This window comes from Bradyrhizobium sp. P5_C11_2, from assembly GCF_054049755.1.
On record NZ_JBFULT010000115.1, the window covers coordinates 1 to 17,692 of the forward strand.

Annotated in this window: 18 protein-coding genes; 13 read left to right on the forward strand and 5 right to left on the reverse strand. The window is 65.4% G+C overall.

The window, feature by feature from the left end; translation table 11 throughout:
* Nucleotides 1-92: 92 nt before the first annotated feature.
* Nucleotides 93-1,292 (reverse strand): acyl-CoA dehydrogenase family protein, encoded by a 1,200-nt coding sequence (locus ACXJL8_RS13890; protein ID WP_456619517.1) that lies wholly within the window; start codon nt 1,290-1,292, stop codon nt 93-95.
* A 158-nt stretch (nt 1,293-1,450) separates the two neighbouring features.
* Here ACXJL8_RS13890 and ACXJL8_RS13895 point away from each other — a divergent pair, with 158 nt between their 5' ends.
* Both ACXJL8_RS13895 and ACXJL8_RS13900 read left to right on the forward strand, forming a co-directional pair.
* The gene (locus ACXJL8_RS13895) at nt 1,451-1,996 is read left to right on the forward strand and encodes a carboxymuconolactone decarboxylase family protein (protein ID WP_456619516.1); all 546 of its coding nucleotides are present in this window, start codon (nt 1,451-1,453) and stop codon (nt 1,994-1,996) included.
* A gap of 90 nt (nt 1,997-2,086) precedes the next feature.
* Entirely contained in the window at nt 2,087-2,581 is a 495-nt protein-coding gene (locus ACXJL8_RS13900) for a VOC family protein (RefSeq protein ID WP_456619515.1), read from the forward strand.
* Between the two features lie 95 nt (nt 2,582-2,676).
* On the opposite strand, the gene ACXJL8_RS13905 is transcribed toward ACXJL8_RS13900, so the two are convergent.
* Complete coding sequence (locus tag ACXJL8_RS13905) at nt 2,677-3,912, reverse strand: MFS transporter (RefSeq protein WP_456619514.1); 1,236 nt, start codon at nt 3,910-3,912, stop codon at nt 2,677-2,679.
* 203 nt (nt 3,913-4,115) lie between these two features.
* On the reverse strand, nt 4,116-5,363 hold the full coding sequence (locus ACXJL8_RS13910; protein WP_456619513.1) for an MFS transporter: 1,248 nt from the start codon (nt 5,361-5,363) through the stop codon (nt 4,116-4,118).
* 200 nt (nt 5,364-5,563) lie between these two features.
* On the opposite strand from ACXJL8_RS13910, the gene ACXJL8_RS13915 reads away from it, so the two are divergent.
* Nucleotides 5,564-7,633, forward strand: coding sequence for a prolyl oligopeptidase family serine peptidase (locus ACXJL8_RS13915; RefSeq protein ID WP_456619512.1), 2,070 nt, complete (start codon nt 5,564-5,566; stop codon nt 7,631-7,633).
* Nucleotides 7,634-7,735: 102 nt separating this feature from the next.
* Here ACXJL8_RS13915 and ACXJL8_RS13920 read toward each other — a convergent pair whose 3' ends face one another.
* Nucleotides 7,736-8,407 (reverse strand): DUF938 domain-containing protein, encoded by a 672-nt coding sequence (locus tag ACXJL8_RS13920; protein WP_456619511.1) that lies wholly within the window; start codon nt 8,405-8,407, stop codon nt 7,736-7,738.
* Between the two features lie 273 nt (nt 8,408-8,680).
* On the opposite strand from ACXJL8_RS13920, the gene soxX reads away from it, so the two are divergent.
* The 10 genes from soxX to ACXJL8_RS13970 all read left to right on the forward strand — a co-directional run bounded on the left by soxX (nt 8,681) and on the right by ACXJL8_RS13970 (nt 16,357).
* Nucleotides 8,681-9,034, forward strand: a complete 354-nt coding sequence (soxX, locus tag ACXJL8_RS13925) for a sulfur oxidation c-type cytochrome SoxX (RefSeq protein ID WP_456619510.1) — start codon at nt 8,681-8,683, stop codon at nt 9,032-9,034.
* Between the two features lie 25 nt (nt 9,035-9,059).
* Nucleotides 9,060-9,551, forward strand: coding sequence for a thiosulfate oxidation carrier protein SoxY (gene soxY / locus ACXJL8_RS13930; RefSeq protein ID WP_456619509.1), 492 nt, complete (start codon nt 9,060-9,062; stop codon nt 9,549-9,551).
* Nucleotides 9,552-9,566: 15 nt separating this feature from the next.
* On the forward strand, nt 9,567-9,878 hold the full coding sequence (gene soxZ, locus ACXJL8_RS13935; protein ID WP_456619508.1) for a thiosulfate oxidation carrier complex protein SoxZ: 312 nt from the start codon (nt 9,567-9,569) through the stop codon (nt 9,876-9,878).
* Nucleotides 9,878-10,741 carry a sulfur oxidation c-type cytochrome SoxA gene (gene soxA / locus ACXJL8_RS13940; RefSeq protein ID WP_456619507.1) on the forward strand — a complete coding sequence of 288 codons (864 nt, stop codon included), beginning with the start codon at nt 9,878-9,880 and terminating at the stop codon, nt 10,739-10,741. Before soxZ ends, soxA begins: the two co-directional genes overlap by 1 nt.
* Complete coding sequence (locus ACXJL8_RS13945) at nt 10,738-11,043, forward strand: hypothetical protein (RefSeq protein ID WP_456619506.1); 306 nt, start codon at nt 10,738-10,740, stop codon at nt 11,041-11,043. Before soxA ends, ACXJL8_RS13945 begins: the two co-directional genes overlap by 4 nt.
* A 53-nt stretch (nt 11,044-11,096) precedes the next feature.
* Nucleotides 11,097-12,848, forward strand: coding sequence for a thiosulfohydrolase SoxB (gene soxB / locus ACXJL8_RS13950; protein ID WP_456619505.1), 1,752 nt, complete (start codon nt 11,097-11,099; stop codon nt 12,846-12,848).
* The gene (locus ACXJL8_RS13955; protein WP_456619504.1) at nt 12,845-13,303 is read left to right on the forward strand and encodes a DsrE family protein; all 459 of its coding nucleotides are present in this window, start codon (nt 12,845-12,847) and stop codon (nt 13,301-13,303) included. Before soxB ends, ACXJL8_RS13955 begins: the two co-directional genes overlap by 4 nt.
* A gap of 359 nt (nt 13,304-13,662) precedes the next feature.
* Nucleotides 13,663-14,703 (forward strand): MBL fold metallo-hydrolase, encoded by a 1,041-nt coding sequence (locus tag ACXJL8_RS13960; RefSeq protein ID WP_456619503.1) that lies wholly within the window; start codon nt 13,663-13,665, stop codon nt 14,701-14,703.
* An 81-nt stretch (nt 14,704-14,784) separates the two neighbouring features.
* A complete protein-coding gene (locus tag ACXJL8_RS13965; RefSeq protein WP_456619502.1) occupies nt 14,785-14,946 on the forward strand; it encodes a hypothetical protein in 162 nt (53 codons plus the stop codon).
* Between the two features lie 205 nt (nt 14,947-15,151).
* On the forward strand, nt 15,152-16,357 hold the full coding sequence (locus tag ACXJL8_RS13970) for an MFS transporter (RefSeq protein WP_456619501.1): 1,206 nt from the start codon (nt 15,152-15,154) through the stop codon (nt 16,355-16,357).
* 186 nt (nt 16,358-16,543) lie between these two features.
* On the opposite strand, the gene ACXJL8_RS13975 is transcribed toward ACXJL8_RS13970, so the two are convergent.
* On the reverse strand, nt 16,544-17,692 hold a 1,149-nt coding region (locus ACXJL8_RS13975), incomplete at its 5' end, for an MFS transporter (RefSeq protein ID WP_456685119.1).

Below are 17,692 nucleotides of genomic sequence, written 5' to 3' on the forward strand. Positions count from 1 at the left end.
AGCCATCGCCGTCATTCCGGGGCGATGCGCAGCATCGAACCCGGAATCTCGAGGTTCCGGGCTCGGTCCTGCGGACCGCCCCGGAACGACGGTTAGGCCCCCGGCAGATCCAGGATGCGCTTGGCGACGATGCCGAGCATCACCTCGCTGGTGCCGCCCTCGATCGAATTGGCCTTGGTGCGCAGCCAGGCGCGCGGGCGGGCGCCCTGCCTGGAGCGCTCGCTCTCCCATTCCAGCGCATCGACGCCGCCGGCCGACATCAGGATCTCGTAGCGGCGCTTGTTGAGCTCGGTGCCGTAATATTTCATCGCCGACGAGAACGCCGGATGCGCCTGCCCCGCCTTGGCGAGATCGACAGCGCGCTCGGCGCAGGCGGCAAGCGCGGCCTCGTCAACGTCGAATCTTGCGATCTGGCCGCGCAGCATCGAATCGTCGAGCTTGCCTTGCGCATCGGAGCCGACGGAATCGGCCGCGATCTGGCCGAGCGGACGGCCGACGCCGCGCTCGCCCATGCCGGAGATCATCGCGCGCTCATGCTGGAGCAGATACTTTGCCACGTCCCAGCCGCGATTGATCGTGCCGACCACATGCGATTTCGGCACGCGGACGCCGTCGAAGAAGGTCTCGCAGAACGGCGAATAGCCGGAGATCAAGAGGATCGGCTTGGTCGTGACCCCCTTCGAGGCCATGTCGAACAGGATGAAGCTGATGCCGTCGTGCTTCTTCGCGGCGGGATCGGTGCGGACGAGGCAGAAGATCCAGTCGGCGTAGTTGGCGTAGGAGGTCCAGATCTTCGATCCCGTGATGACGAAGTCGTCGCCATCGCTCTCGGCGCGGGTCTGCAGCGAGGCGAGATCGGAGCCGGCGTTCGGCTCGGAATAGCCCTGGCACCAGCGGATCAGGCCCGCCGCGATCTTCGGCAGATGCTCCTGCTTCTGGGCCTCGTTGCCGTATTTCAGCAGCGCCGGCCCGAGCATCCAGATGCCGAAGCTCGACAGCGGCGGACGCGCGCCCATTTTCGCCATCTCGGCGCGCAGCACCTTGTGCTCGGCCGCGCTGAGGCCGCCGCCGCCATATTCCTTCGGCCAGTCCGGCACGGTCCAGCCCTTGTCGCGCATGCGCTCGAACCAGATGCGCTGCGGCTCGGAGGAGAATTTTGCGTTGCGCCCGCCCCAGAACACGTCGGCGTCGGAGGTCGCAGGCTTGCGCATCTCCGGCGGGCAGTTGGCCTCCAGCCAGGCGCGGGTCTCGCTGCGGAATGTTTCGAGATCAGACGTCTCAGCTTCGCTCATGGTCGTTTCCATCAATCAAATTCGACTTGTTGCCGCAGACTCTGGGCCATCGCCCCGTGGAATTCAACCATTTCGGTGCCGCACGACCAGGCATGCCGAGCCGCGTTCGGCTATAATGATGTCCGCGGCGAGGCTTTGAAAATAAAGAGGAAACGAGAATGCGCCTGAAACTACTTTCGCCTGGCGAAATGAGCGAGAGCCAGCGGCAGACCTATGACGAGTCGATCGCCGGCAAGCGCGGCAAGCCGCCGGCGCCGATGATGGCCTGGCTCAACAGCCCGGAGATGGCCCGTCACGCCACCCGGCTCGGCGAGGTCCTGCGCTTCGACACGGTATTTCCCGCCAAGCTTTCGGAGATCGCGATCCTGGTGACGGCGCGGCACTGGACCGCACACTACGAATGGTATGCGCATAAGCGCCTCGCGCTTGCCGGCGGCATGGATCCGAAAATCATCGATGCGATCCGCGACCGCCGCACGCCCGAGTTCGACGATCCCAAGGGCAAGATGATCTACGATCTCGCGAAGTCGCTGCACGAGGGTCACGGCGTCGAGAAGGGCCTCTATGAGGAGGCCGTGAAGCTGCTCGGCGAGCGCGGCGTGGTCGAAGTGATCGGGCTGTGCGGCTACTACACGCTGGTGTCGATGACGCTGAACACGTTTGAGTTCGAGCTGCCCGAGGGCGAGGTGCCGGAGCTCGCTTAGTTTCCCATCCGGAAACGCTGGGTTTCGGGATAGGCCAGTGGCGCTGTCCCGAGGCTCGACTTAAGTGGAGTCGATCAACGGAGCATTCCCATGTCGCAGAACCCAGCCGTGCATGCCGGCACCAGGATCGGCCACGTCCATCTCAAGGTCGCCGATCTCGATCGCGCGCTGGGCTTCTATTGCGGCGTGCTCGGCTTCGAGCTGATGCAGCGCATGGGCTCCGGTGCGGCCTTCATCTCGGCCGGCGGCTATCATCACCACATCGGGCTCAACACCTGGGAGAGCAAGGGCGGCTCGCCGCCGCCGCCGGGCACGACCGGGCTGTTCCATACCGCGATCCTCTACCCGACGCGCCCGGCGCTGGCGGATGCGTTGCACCGGGTGCTGTCGGCCGGCATCGCGCTCGACGGCGCGAGCGACCATGGCGTCAGCGAGGCGCTTTACTTGCGCGATCCGGACCAGAACGGCGTCGAGCTGTATTGGGACCGGCCGAAGGAGCAATGGCCGTTCGGGCCGGATGGCAAGCTTGCGATGATCACCAAGCGGCTGGATGTGGAAGCGTTGCTGAAGCAGCGGGAAGCGTGATGCCGTAGGGTGGGCAAAGCGAAGCGTGCCCACCAATTCCTACAGCACGGGCGGAGAGCAGATGGTGGGCACGGCGCTGTGCGCCTTTGCCCACCCTACGAGAGCTTCGCTTTGGGCGCACCGCGCACCATGATCAACGCCGCGGCCATCACCTCCAGCGCGATGCAGAGGTAGAACGGCAGCGAATAGCCGCCGGAGAGGTCGCGCAGGAAGCCGACCACGCCGGGGCCGAACGCGTAAGTGACCTGGTTGATCGCGGTGTTGAGGCTGATCAGCACGCCGAACGAGGCGGAATCGAATTCCTGCTGCACGATCAGCGACGGCAGCGTGATCAGGTTGCCGACCGAGAAGCCGAACACCGCGCAGGCCGCGATCAGCACATAATCGTTGTGCAAATTGATGACGACGCACAGCGCCGCCGCCTGGCTCAGGAACGACAGCGCAGACGCAAGCCGCTGGTTGAGCCGATCGATCACCATCGAGAACAGCACCCGGCCGACCACGGCCATCGCCGTCAGCACCGCGACCGCCACGGCCGCACGTTCGCGGCCGATCACGGGGTCGAGGAACGCGATCAGGTGCACGATGAACCCGACCTGGGCGAACAGCACCAAAGCAAAAGCAATGGTCACCGTGAGGAAGCCGACGTCGCGCAGCGCATGCCTGCGGATATGCGCCGAGGATAGCGGCTTCGCTTTCCCTGTCCCATGCCTGCCGTGAAGATCGGGCGGCCGGCCGACCACGACAAGGATCACCGGGACGAGCAGCACCAGCATGGCGCCGGCGACGGTGAACATCGCGCTGGCGAAGCCGATATGGCCGATCAAGGTCACCAGCAGCGGCACGCCGACGATGCCGCCAAAGCTCGCGCCGTTGAGCGCCAGGCTGATCGCCATGCCGCGCTTCTGATCGAACCACAGGCTGATCGTGTTGGTGATCATGGCGAGGCTGGTGCCGGCCCAGCCGAAGGCGAGCACCGCGTTCGCGAGATAAAGCTGCCAGGGCTCGCGCACCGCGCCGATCGCGACGGCGGCCGCCGCCATCGCCAGCGTGCCCGCAATCAGGCCGAGCCGCGGGCCGTATTTGTTGACGGCTTCGCCGACGAAGACGACGAGCAGAGCGCCGAACAGGTAGAAGAATGTCGTCCCGGCGGAGATCAGCGAGGCCGACCAGCCGTGGGCGCGCTGGAGCTCGGCCACATAGACGCTCTGGCCGTAGAAGCCGAGCCCCCAGCCGAAGGTCGCGAGCAGGAAGCAGACCGCAACGATGCGCCAGCCTTCATAGCGGAGCGAGGATTCGTCGATCGTGGCGTGTCGAGGATTGTCGAGCATGCTGGCTACTCCGTCATGCCCGGGCTTGTCCCGGGCATCCACGTTCTTCGATCCGCGCACCTAAGACGTGGATGGCCGGGACATTCTGCGTGAAGACGCGCTTCGCGCTAATGCCCGGCCATGACGCATCATCTAGTAACCCGCTCCAAAAAATCACTTCGACCTGGATCGAACTATCAACGCTGCTGACAGCCTCCCGCCAGTCAGATCGCGTCCGGGAACTCGCCCATCGCCGCGTCCAGCCGCGCCTTGCGGCGACGCGCATAGGAGGCGAGCGAGAGCACGGCGAGGCCAAGCAGCACCGGCGGGAACACCACCATGTTCACCGCCGACCAGCCGTAGTTCGCAAGCAACTGGCCCGACGAGAACGAGCCGATCGCCATCATGCCGAACACCAGGAAATCGTTGAACGCCTGCACCTTGTTGCGTTCCTGCGGCCGGTGCGTCTCCAGCACCAGCGCAGACGCCCCGATGAAGGAGAAATTCCAGCCCACGCCGAGCACGATCAGCGTGGCCCAGAAGTGCATCGCGGTGAGGCCGGAGAGGCCGATGGCCCCGGCAGCGGCCTCGAGCAGCAAGCCGGCCGCGACGACCTTCGGCGCACCGAAGCGGGCGATCAGCGCGCCCGTGAAGAAGCTCGGCCCGTACATGGCGACGATGTGCCATTGAATGCCGAAATTGGAATCGCTGACGCTGAGGCCGCAGAGCTTCATCGCGAGCGGCGCCGAGGTCATCACCAGGTTCATCATGGGATAGGAGATGACGCCGCACAGCGCGGCGGCGATGAAGCGCGGCTGGCTCACGATCGTCAGCAGCGGCCGGCCGCCATGCAGATCGGCCGGCGCCGGCTTCGGCATGTCGACGCCGGCGACGATGCCCATCGCGACCAGCGCCACCGCGGCCTGCACCAGGAAGCTGAAGGCGAACAGATAGGGCTGCCAGACATCCATGGTCCATTGCACGAGCTGCGGACCGAGCACGCCGGCGAACACGCCGCCGGCCATCACCCACGACACCGCCTTGGGCCGGTAGGCGGCGCTGGCACCATCGGCGGCGGCAAAGCGATAGGATTGCGCCACCGCGCCGTAGAGGCCGCCGAGGAAGGTCGCCAGACAAAACAGCGCGAACGAGGCGTGCAGGATCGCAAACGAGCCGAGCAGGCCGGTCAGCGTGCCGAGGCCGGTGCCGATGACGAAAGCGGCGCGGCGGCCGAAGCGGCGCGAGATCGCGCCGGTCGGCAGCGTGCCGGCAGCCAGGCCCACCACATACATCGAGATCGGCACGGTCGCGAACGACATGTCGGGCGCGAGCGTGGCGCCGACGATCGCGCCGGTGGCGAAGATCACCGCCGAGTTGGCGCCGGTCAGCGCCTGCGCCGCCGCAAGGCGCACCACATTGGTACGCACGCGGGCATCGGCAGCGATCTCATTGGCTGAAGTCACGTCTAGCATCGGCATTTCCGCCCCAAGGAGCTTTCAAGGGCCTTGTTGATTCCCGGCACTATGGAGAGACGCGGGAGGGCGGACAACCGGCGCAAACGGGCACAGGCCATGCCTCTGACGCAATCGGCAGGACTATACCGGGACACGCCCTTGACGGCTTGCGCTCGATCAAATCCTATCCCGCCGCGCGATCTGCCGGAGTTCGCACCATGTCCATTGACGACAGGCCTACGCTCAGCGCTCCCGACGACGATCCCTGGCTCTGGCTGGAGGAGATCGAAGGCAAGCTGCCGCTCGATTTCGTCGCGCGGCAAAATCAATTGACGCTCGCCGCGTTCGGGGGCGCGGCCTTCGAGCGCGATCGCGACATCCTCGCGACGATCTACGATCGCCCCGACAACATCCCCTATGTCAGCCGGCGCGGCGACGACCTGCACAACCTCTGGAAGGACGCCACCAACCCGCGCGGCCTGTGGCGGCGAACCAATCTGGCGGAGTTTCGCAAGCCCAATCCGGCGTGGGAGATCATGCTGGATATCGACCAGCTCGCGGCGAGCGAAGACGAGGACTGGCTGCTCAGCTCCATCACCACGATGCCGGGAAGCTCACGCGCCATCCTGGGCCTGTCGCGCGGCGGCAGCGACGCCGTCACCTTGCGGGAATTCGACCTCGCTACGAAGGGCTTCGTTGCGGACGGCTTTACGCTGCCGGAAGCCAAGGGCGGCGTCGACTGGCTCGATGCCGACACGCTGCTGCTGTCGAGCGCCCATGGCGAGGGCATGGCCACGAGCTCCGGATATGCGAGGACCGTTCGCCTGTGGCGGCGCGGCCAGGCCGTGGACCAGGCGCAGGTGGTGATCGAGACCTCGGACGATCACATGATGATCTATGGCATGGCCGATGACACCGGTGCGGCCCCGCGGACCTGGATCGTCGACCAGATCGACTTCTTCAACTACGGCATCTGGCTGCGCGATGCGGCTGGTGCGACGACGAAGCTCGACCTGCCGACCGGGATCTGGATGCAGGCCCATGGCGACTGGTTCGCGATGAAGCTGCGCAAGGACTGGTCGGTCGAGGGCCAGACCTACGCCACCGACACCGTGCTCGGCATCTCGCTCTCGGCGTTCCTGGCAGGCCACCGCGATTTCGCCGTGCTGTTCGAGCCCGGTCCGCGGCGCGCGTTGCAAGGCTTCTTCTGGGCCGCCGGCAAGCTCGTGCTGTCGATCCTCGACGAGCTCAGGCCGCGCTTCGAGGTCGTCACGCCATCCACCGCGGGCTGGCGCCGCGCGACGCTTCCCGGCCTGCCGGAGATCGGCGTCGTCGATATCTGGCCGCTCGATCGCCATCCGTCAGAGAGCAATGGCGACCTGCTCGCCAACGTGCAGGACCCGCTGACGCCGCCGTCGCTATTGCTGATCGAACCCTGCGTCGAAAGCCCGGCCGTGCTGAAGCAGGCGCCGAAGACGTTCAGCGCCGATGGCCTCGTGGTGACACAGCACGAGGCGATCTCGATCGACGGCGAGCGGATTCCTTACGTGCAGACCGGCCCCGCGACCGAGACCGGCGATGCGCCGGTCTATATGAGCGCCTATGGCGGCTTCGCCCATTCGGTCAAGCCTTACTACAACCCCTCGCTCGGCAAGCTGTGGCTGGAGCGCGGCGGCACCGTTGTGCAGGCCAATTTGCGCGGCGGCGGCGAGTTCGGCACGCGCTGGCACGATGCCGGAAGGCTCGCCGGCAAGAAGCTCTCGCATGACGATTTCGCGGCGGTCGCCGCCGATCTCGTGCGCCGCGGCGTCACGACGGCAAAACGGATCGCCGCACAGGGCGGATCGAACGGCGGCATCCTCATCACCAACATGCTGACGCGGTACCCGGAGCGCTTCGGCGCGCTGTTCTGCACCATCCCGCTGATCGACATGCGCCGCTACACAAAACTGCTCGCGGGCGCGAGCTGGATCGCGGAATATGGCGACCCCGATAAGCCGGAGGAGTGGGACTGGCTGAAGACCTACTCGGCCTATCACAACGCCAAACCTGGCCAGTCCTATCCGCCGATCCTGATCGCCACGACGCGGCGCGACGACCGCGTCCATCCCGGCCATGCACGCAAGATGGCGGCAAAGCTCCAGGCGATGGGCTATGAGGCCTGGTTCTACGAGCCGGAGGCAGGCGGCCACGGCTACGGCAAGGACAACAAGGAGCGCGCCGGCTTCGAGGTGCTCGGTTTTCGGTTCTTGAAGGAGAAGATCGGGTGGCGGGACGGGGAGGCGTAGGAGCGCTGCCCCTCGGGGACTTTGATCGCATCACACCGTGAGGCGGGCACCGCTCTCTCATTCCCTCCCCCTTGCGGGGGAGGGAGCGCACCTCCTGCGTCGCTAGCGCGCGAACACCAAAGTCAGGTTGTTCGCGGGCATCTCGATCGTGTCGACCAGGCCGAGCCCCGCGCCTCGCGCGAGCGTCTCGACGTCGCCGATATCGCGCACGCCCCATTCGGGATTGCCCTCGCGCAACGAGGTGTCGAACACGGCGTTGCTGAGCGCGGTGTGCTTGCCGTCGCGCTTGAACGGGCCATAGAGGAACAGCTTGCCGTCGGCACGCAGATAGCGGCCGGCGCCGGCGAACAGGCCTTCGGCCACGGTCCACGGCGCGATGTGGATGACGTTGGCGCAGAACACGGCGGCGAGACTCGTCGGGCCCTGCCCGCTTCGCATCTCAGGACACCAGTCGGGATCGGTGAGATCGATCCGCAGCGGCGAGCGGATGTTTGGCAGGCCCGAATGCACGCGCCAGGCCTCGATGCTCTTGAGGTGCCGCTGGTTGAGGTCGCTCGGCCACCAGATCAGGCCGGGCGAATGGCGGGCGAAATGGACCACATGCTGGCCGGTTCCGCTGCCGACCTCGACCACGTTGCCTGACATCCCGGCGAGATGCTTTTCCAGCGCCGCCCAGATCGGCTCGTAATTGCGGTGAAAGGCCGGCGCATCCAGCCGCCCGTCCGGCTCGACGCGTCCGCCGTCCCTGCCAAATTCGACGACATATTCAGCCAAGTGAGGTCCCCTTGAAAAAACGAGAACACGATGAAAACCGAATGAGCGCCCGAGCGCCCTCGAAATAGCCCGCCCGCGCCACTGCCTTTAACTCGTGGTAGCTCTCTTTGGGGCCCAATCGGCCGAACAAATAATCTCTTTAGTTGCAATGCGGAAGATATTAACTCCATTTTGCCGCGTGCATAGTCTTGATTGTCAGGCGATGCCCTTTGTGCTTTGGAACGCTTCTATTTCCGCGATCGCGACATCGCCATAACGCCTCGGAATGACGCCTTGACCGCCCTGTCCCGAAAGCCTCTGTTCCTCATGCTGGCCATCGTCGCCGGGCTGGCCGCGAGCCCGGCGCGGGCGCAATCCGCCGCGACCGAGGGCCAGAAACTCGCCTTCGACCGCGGCAAGGGCAATTGCCTGACCTGCCACGTCATCAAGGGCGGCGACCTGCCCGGAACGATCGGACCGGAACTGAAGGATATCAAATCAAAATACCCTGATCGCAACGAGCTGGTCGCGATCATCTTCGACGAGACCAAGCGCAATCCGCAGACCATGATGCCGCCGTTCGGCCGCAACCGGATTTTGACCGAGCAGGAGATCGGCGCGATCGTCGATTTCCTGCAAACCCTGTGACCGCCGGCACACCAGGAGACTTTTGATGACCACGACCACGGGCTCACTCGCGACGCGGCGCCTGATTCTCCAGGGCGCAGCCTCGGTCGCGCTGCTCGGCCTCGGCAATCTGCCGTTCGGCGCGACCTCCGCGCTCGCGGCGGCCAACGACAAATATCCGGAAGAGGCGTTCAAGCTGAAGAACGAGGCAGACGCGATCAAGGCGCTCTACGGCAAGACCGCCGAGCCCTCCGACAAGATCAAGCTCGACGCGCCGGAGATCGCCGAGAATGGCGGCGTGGTGCCGATCTCGGTGACGACGACGCTGGACAAGGTGACCTCGATCTCGTTCTTCGTGGCCGAGAACCCGAACGCGCTCGCGGCTTCCTACAGGATTCCCGATGGCACGATCCCGAGCGTCGCCAACCGCCTCAAGATGGCGAAGACCACGAACGTGACCGCGATCGTGGAAGCTGACGGTAAACTCTACAGCGCGACCAAAGAGGTCAAGGTCACCGTCGGCGGTTGCGGCGGTTAAGCGAGGGATTTCGACATGGCATCCAGCATTCGCGTCCGCGCCACCGCCAACGGCGACATCACCGAGGTGCAAACGCTGATCCAGCACCCCATGGACACCGGCCTGGTCAAGGATTCCAAGGGCGAATTGATCCCGGCGCATTTCATCCAGCAGCTGAAATTCGAATGTAACGGCAAGGACGTCTTCGTCGCCGATTGGGGCACCGCGGTCTCCAAGGACCCCTACGTCAAGTTCAGCTTCAAGGGCGCCAAGAAGGGCGACGAGCTGAAGATCTCCTGGACCGACAACAAGGGTGGGTCGGACACGACCACCGCGAAGATTTCGTGATGACGCGGCGCGCTACCATTCTGCTCGGCTCGGCGTTCGTCGCACTCGCGACGCTAGCTTTCGCCGCGACGCGCGTGGTCGCAGCCGACAAGGTCGATCCTGTCGCCGACGCAAAAGCGTTCCAGAATTTCTTCTTCCAGAAGTTTCCCGATGTGAAGCACGAGGATTTCGTCAACGGTCCTTATTCCATGAACGAGGACATGAAGCGGCAGTGGCAGGAGAAAGAGGAATTCCCGCCCTACGAGTTCGCGCTCGACGCCGGCAAGGAGATGTTTTCGACGCCGTTCAAGAACGGCAAGAGCTATGCCGACTGCTTCCCGAACGGCGGCATCGGCATCCGCCAGAACTATCCTTACTTCGACGAGAAGGAAGGCAAGGTCGTCACGCTGGAGCTCGCGCTCAACCGCTGCCGCGAGGCCAATGGCGAGGCGCCCTATTCCTACGTCAAGGACGAGATGGCCTCGCTCACCGCCTACATGGCCTTCACCTCGCGCGGCAAGCCGATGGACATCAAGATCCCCGACGATCCGCGCGCGCTCGCGGCGTTCGAGAACGGCAAGCGCTATTTCTACACCCGCCGCGGCCAGATGAATTTCTCCTGCGCGAGCTGCCACGTGCAAAGCCCGGGCGAGCGCATCCGTGCCGAGATCCTGGCGCCGGCGCTCGGCATCCTGAACGCGATGCCGATCTACCGCTCCGAATGGAGCGGCATGGGCACGACCAGCCGCCGTTTCGTCACCTGCAACAGCCAGACCCGCGCGGTTCCGCTCGAGCCGCAGGCGGACGAGTATCGCGACGTCGAATATTTCCTGTCCTACGTCGCCAACGGCCTGCCGATTTCCGGCCCGGGAGCGCGGCCATGAAGTGGTCACTTCCTCTCGCCATGCTGCTGGCGTTGAGCCTCGCGCCAGCGGCGCGCGCGGCAACCGAAGCGGACTACAAGGCGGCCTATGCCGCCGCGGAGGCCGCCGCGAAGGAGGCTGCCGGCTTGCGCCATCAATGGACCACGACCGTCTCGACGCTGGCGGCGGCGAAGAAGGCGGCCGACGGCGGCGATTTCGACCGCGCAACGGCGGCTGCGAAAGAGGCCGAGGCGCTGGCGAAGGCATCGATCTTCCAGGCGACGTCTGAAAAAGAGGCCTGGAAGGCGATGGAAATCCGCTAGACTGTCCCCCGTGGAACGATCTTGCGATCATTGAGGGGCGCGGAGAATTCGAGATGGCCATCCGCCGCCGCGACTTTCTGAAGGGTGCAGGCATTGCCGCCGTCTCGGCCGGACTGCCGCGGCTCGCGCGCGGCGCCGAAGCCGCGAGCATCTACGACATCGAGCGGTTCGGCAACGCGCGCATCCTGCACATCACCGACACGCATGCGCAGCTCAACCCGGTCTATTTCCGCGAACCCAGCGTCAATATCGGCATCGGGGAGATGGCGGGACGGCCGCCGCATCTGGTCGGCCGCGCCTTCCTGGAGCGCTTCGGCATCCGGCCCGACAGCGCTGATGCCTATGCCTTCACCTGCTTCGAGTTCGAGAAGTCCGCCGCCCGCTTCGGCAAGCTCGGCGGCTTTGCCCACCTGAAGACGCTGGTCGACCGCCTGCGCAGCGATGCCGGCGAGCAGCATTCGCTGCTGCTTGACGGCGGCGACCTCTGGCAGGGCACCGGACTCGCCAATATCATGCAGGGCCGCGACATGGTCGAGGTCGCCAATCTGCTCGGCATCGAGGCGATGACCGGCCATTGGGAATTCACCTATGGCGAGCAGGCGCTGCGCGACAATCTCGAGCGCTTCAAGGGCGAGTTTCTGGCGCAGAACGTCTTCCTGACCGAAGAGGCCGCCTTCAACGACGCCAGCGCCTTCGACAAGGCGAGCGGCCGCGTGTTCAAGCCGTCGACGATCAGGGAGCTCGGCGGCCATCGTGTCGCGATCGTCGGCCAGGCCTTTCCCTACGTGCCGATCGCGCATCCAAAGCGGTTCACGCCGGACTGGACCTTTGGCATCCGCGAGGAGGAGTTGCAGAAGCACGTCGATGGCTTGCGCGGCCACGACAAGGTCGATGCGGTCATCCTGCTGTCGCACAACGGCATGGATGTCGACCTCAAGCTCGCGAGCCGCGTCACCGGCATCGACGTCATCCTCGGCGGCCACACCCACGATGCCGTCCCGCAGCCCGTCGCGGTGAAGAACGCGGGCGGCACGACGCTCGTCACCAATGCCGGCTCCAACGGAAAATTCCTGGGTGTGCTCGATCTCGACCTCGCCAAGGGCAAGGTCGGCGATATCAAATATCATCTGCTGCCGGTCTATTCCGAACTGCTCAAGCCCGATCCCGCAATGGCCGAGCTGATCGGCCGGCTGCGCGCACCGCATGTGATGGACTGGTCGGAGAAAATCGCGACGCCGGACCGCCTGCTCTATCGCCGCGGCAATTTTTCCGGGCCCGTCGACGAACTGATCTGCGCCGCGCTGCGCGCCGAGCTCGATGCCGAGATCGCGCTGTCGCCGGGTTTCCGCTGGGGCGTCACCGCACTGTCCGGCCAGCCGCTGACCATGGAGGACGTGCTCGCGGAAACCGCGATCAGCTATCCCGAGACCTATGTGCAGGAGATGACGGGCGGCCAGATCAAGGACGTGCTGGAAGACGTCTGCGACAACCTCTTCAACGCCGATCCCTATTATCAGCAAGGCGGCGACATGGTGCGTGCCGGCGGCCTCAGCTACACCTGCACCCCGACCGCCGCGATCGGCAACCGCATCTCCGAGATCAGGCTCGGCAACGGCAAATCGCTTGCCGAGACCCATCGCTACAAGGTCGCCGGCTGGGCCTCGGTCAACGGCCAGCAAGGTACGCCGGTGTGGGACGTCGTCGGCAAATATCTGCGTTCCGGCCGGATGATGCCGGAGCGCCTCGGCTCCGGCGTCACCCTGAAGGGCGTCGAGGACAATCCCGGCATCGCAGGACAGGGATGACGCATTCGCAAATCCTTCGCGCGATGCTGCTGGCGCTGTTCGCCTGGGCCGCCATGCCGCTGGCCTCGGCGCAGCAGGTGCCGCTCCAGGACAAGCCGTTCGCCGAGCACAAGATCGTGCTCCAGCTCTCCGACGGCGATGCGAAGAAGCAGGCGCTGGTGCTCAGCGTCGCCAACAATTTGCTGAAGCACTACGATCCCGACAAGGTCGCGATCGAAGTGGTCGCGTTCGGCCCCGGCATCGACCTGCTGCTCGCCGCCAGCGACCGCCGCAAGCAGGTCGAAAGCCTGATCGCGCAGGGCGTCCGCTTCGACATCTGCCTCAACACCGTCGACACGATCGAGCGGGAGACGGGCAAGCGGCCGGAATTCATCCCCGTCGCCACCCCGGTGCAGGTCGGGGTCGGGCAGATCCTGTTTCTCAGCGAGAACGGGTACACGGTGGTGAGGCCCTGAGGCTCCCCTGTCGTCCTGGCGAAAGCCAGGACCCATTTCCACAGGCGATCGTGGTTATAGAACACGCTGGCCACAGTTTGCCGCAACAACAATCAGTCGGGGTAATCGGTCCTGGCTTTCGCCAGGACGACGTTGGGGGAGCAGTTCGCGTTTACCGGTACGCAGTGACGAATTAGCTGCGCCGGGACGACACCGAGTTTGTGGCACCTGCTCCGCATCGCCCGAGGCGCCGCCAGCCGTGGGATCATTGCGTCGCAATAAAAATCTTCCAAATCTTATTGTTTAGGCAGTGGATTACTTCTCTTTTTGGTCCCCGGCGTAGTAGAATTTGCAATCAGTTCCACGCCGGGTCTCTTGCCATGATCTTCCGCCAGCTCTTCGACAGCGTTTCGGGCACTTACAGCTACGTTCTTGCCAGCCGCCCCGGCGGCGAGGCCCTGATCCTCGATCCGGTGCTGGAGAAGGTTGACCGCTACTGCCAATTGCTGCGCGAGCTCGACCTCAAGCTGGTCAAGGCGGTCGACACCCACCTCCATGCCGACCACGTCACCGGCCTCGGCGAACTGCGCGACCGCACCCATTGCATGACCGTGATGGGCGACCAGACCAAGGCCGACGTGGTGGCGATGCGGGTCGCCGACGGCGACAAGGTGACGATCGAGGGCCTGTCGCTCGACGTGATGTACACGCCCGGACACACCGACGATTCCTACTCCTATCTGATGGGCGACCGCGTCTTCACCGGCGACACGCTCTTGATCCGCGGCACCGGCCGCACCGATTTCCAGAACGGCTCGTCGCGCGCCCAGTACGAATCGATCTTCAACCGGCTGCTCAAGCTGCCGGAGGAGACGCTGGTGTTCCCGGCGCACGACTACAAGGGCGACACCGTCTCCACCATCGGCGAGGAGAAGCGCTACAATCCGCGGCTCCAGGTCCGCTCGGTCGACGAATATATCGAGCTGATGGCCAACCTGAAGCTGCCCAATCCGAAGATGATGGATGTGGCGGTGCCCGCCAACATGCATGTCGGCCTGCATCAGGAAGAGCTGGAAAAAGAAGGCCGCGCGCTCAGCGCCGTCGAAGCGATCCGCTCGCTCGGCCGGCCGGACATGCTGCTGGTCGATCTGCGCGAGAGCAACGAGCGCGCCAAGCACGGCATGCTCGAAGGCGCGCTGCACACGCCCTATCCGAGCGTCGAGGAGAGCCTGAAGCCCGGCGGCATGCTGCGCGAGGTCGCGGCCGCCACCGGCCGGCGCGTCGTGTTCTTCTGCGCCTTCGGCGAACGCTCGGCGATGGCGGTGGCAGCCGCCAAGGAGGCCGGCCTCACCAACACCGCGCATATCGCCGGCGGCATCGATGCCTGGAAGAAGGCGGGCGGACCGGTGGTACGGGGCTGACGTCGCGAGCTTGAGATAAGTCGGGCACGGCCCATATTCTCGGGATAGAAGCGGATGACGCATCACCATCCGGGAACAGCCATGGCCAAGACCGCCAAACCGAGCGAGCCGCCCAAGACGAAGACGGCGGACGACAAGGCAAAAAAGCCATCGCCGCCGCGCGACACCGATGACGACGACGAGGACGGCGACATCGCTACGCCGAAACGTGATCGTTATGGGAATGACGATGAGCCGTTGTGAAGAGCGGTCGCGCTTGCGCTTCAAACTCCGCCGTCGTCCCGGCGAAGGCCGGGACCCATACTGCGTGATCCCTCGATTGTGATTGGTCGCCGTACCGAACTACGAGTCTCCGCCAAACTACTCCGGTGGTTATGGGTCCCGGCCTTCGCCAATAACCGCTGTCCCCGATAGTTTGCGCGCCTCCAGGGAGTGAAACAGCACTGCAATGGTCGACGTTCTCGCCGCACCGCAACAAGGCAAGGCGGACAGCGCGCTGCGCACGCTGACCGGGATCTCGATCGCGCATTGGGTCAGCCATTTCCATCTGCTGGTCCTGCCGATGCTGTTCCCGTTCCTGAAGAGCCAGCTGGGCGTCGGCTATGTCGAGCTCGGCTTCGCGCTGACCACCCTCGCCGTGGTCTCGGGACTGACGCAGGCACCGACCGGCTATCTCGTCGACCATTTTGGCGCTCGAAAGATTCTGCTCGGCGGCCTCACGCTGGGCGGCCTCGCGCTGATCATCCTCGGCCTGCACCTGAGCTACGCCTCGCTGATCGCGGCCGCCGTGCTGCTCGGGCTCGCCAACAGCGTCTATCACCCCGCCGATTACGCCATCCTGGCCGAGCACATGGATGAGGCGCGGATGGGCCGCGCCTTCTCGGTTCACACCTTTGCCGGCTATTTCGGCGGCGCGGTCGCGCCCGCAATCGTCGCCGCGCTCGTCACGCTGTCCGGCGGCGCCGGCGCGCTGATCGCATCGGGCGCGATCGGCGTGCTGGTGGCACTGCTGCTGCTCCTGATGAACATTCCCGATGCCGGCGCACACGGGAAAAAGCCGGGCAACGAGGCGCAACCGAGGCAGGCCGTGATCACGCCGGCCCTGATCACGCTGACCGCGCTGTTCATGCTGCTCAGCCTCTCGGTTGCCGGCATCAACAATTTCGGCGTGGTTGCGCTGATGAGCGGCTACGGCGCCTCCTATTCCGCCGCCAACGTCGCGCTGACGGCCTTCCTCGCCGCAAGCGCCGCCGGCGTGCTCGCGGGCGGCTTCCTCGCCGACCACACCGAGCGCCACGGCTACGTCGCCGCGGCCTGCTTTGCCGCGAACGCGGCCATCGTGCTGCTGATCGCTTTGGTGACGCTGCCGGGCTGGGCCTTGACCGCGGCGATGACGGCCGCGGGATTCCTCTCCGGCGTGATCGCACCCTCGCGCGACATGCTGGTGCGCAATGCGGCGCCTCCGGGCGCTGCGGGGCGCGCCTTCGGCATCGTCTCCACCGGCTTCAATCTCGGCGGCATCGTCAGCCCGCTGCTGTTCGGCTGGATCATGGACCAGAGCGCGCCGCACTGGGTGTTCGGCGCCTCCGTGATCTTCATGCTGGCGACGGTGGTGCTGTCGCCGTTCACGGAGCGGAAGCCAGCGAAGGCGTAGCTACAAGTTCAGTTGTCGTCCCGGCCTAGTGCGMAATTGCGCACGGGGGGCCGGGACCCATAACCACGAAAGGGAGTTGGAGCACAGGACTCCCACTCCGAGTCTTCGTCAAACCACTCCCTGGGGGGTATGGGTCCCGGCCTTCGCCGGGACGACAATCGTATTTGTAGCTCGCCCTTCAGCTCACTACGTCGGCGACACCGCGCCCTTCAGTGCGGCCGCCTGCGGGGCGGCGGTCAGCCTGGCCTTTTCGGTGTTCGGCCAGAGCAGGAGCAGACCGAGCAGGCCGGAGCCGACCATGACCACCGCGTTGATGGTGAAGCCGGTCATGTAGCCGTCGAGCATGCTGCCGGCACGCTGGATCACGGTGCCCATCACGGCGGGCGCAATGATGCCGGAGAGCGTGTAGAGCGCGCCGTAGATCGCGAGGATCGCGCCGCGCTGCGTCGCCGGCGTGAACTCGCCGAGCATCGGCGGGCAGACGACATAGATCGCGCCGCAGAGGCCGGTGCCGACCACGAGCAGGGCGATCTGGAAGCCCGCGCCCTGCACATGCGGCATCATGGCCAGGATCACGCCGCCAAGCACCAGCGGCACGGAGCCGAGCACGCCGCGCGCGATGCGGGTGGTCGAGCCGCGGGCCATCATCACCTGCGAGACCCAGCCGGTGATGATCACGATCGTGGCGCCGAACACCCAGGGCAGGATCGAGATGAATCCGGCCTGGCTCTGCGAGAAGCCAAGCCCCTTGACGATGAAGGGCGTGAACCAGGTGAGCCCGAGCGACAACGCCCAATAGGCGCCGAAGGTCGCAAATACGCAGCCGATGAAGGTGCGGGACGTGAGCAGCTGGAGATAGGGGATCCTGGGCTCGGTCGCGACGAGGACTTGCGTGTCCTCCAGCGGCCCTTCCTTGCCGAGCGCGAGCCAGGCGGCAACCCACATCAGGCCGACGACGCCGAGCGCGCCGAAGGCATAATGCCAGGAATGATTGACGATGACCCAGTTCAGCGCCGGCACGGCCAGGATCACGCCGAAGGCCGAGCCCTGCGACAGGATCGCGGTCGGCAGCGTGCGCTTCTCGTCGGGAAACCATTTGTAGATCGCATGCGCGGCGACCGAGAACGCCGGCCCCTCGCCGGCACCCAGCACGATGCGGCAGATCAAGAGCGTGGTGAAGGAGACGGTGCCGACCATCGGAAACTGCGCCAGCGCCCAGATCACCGCCAGCGTCAGCAGCACCCAGCGCGTCGGCACCTTGTTGACGATGAAGCCGACCACGATGGCCGAGATCGAGAACAGGAAGAAGAACGAGGAGCCGAGCAGGCCGAACTC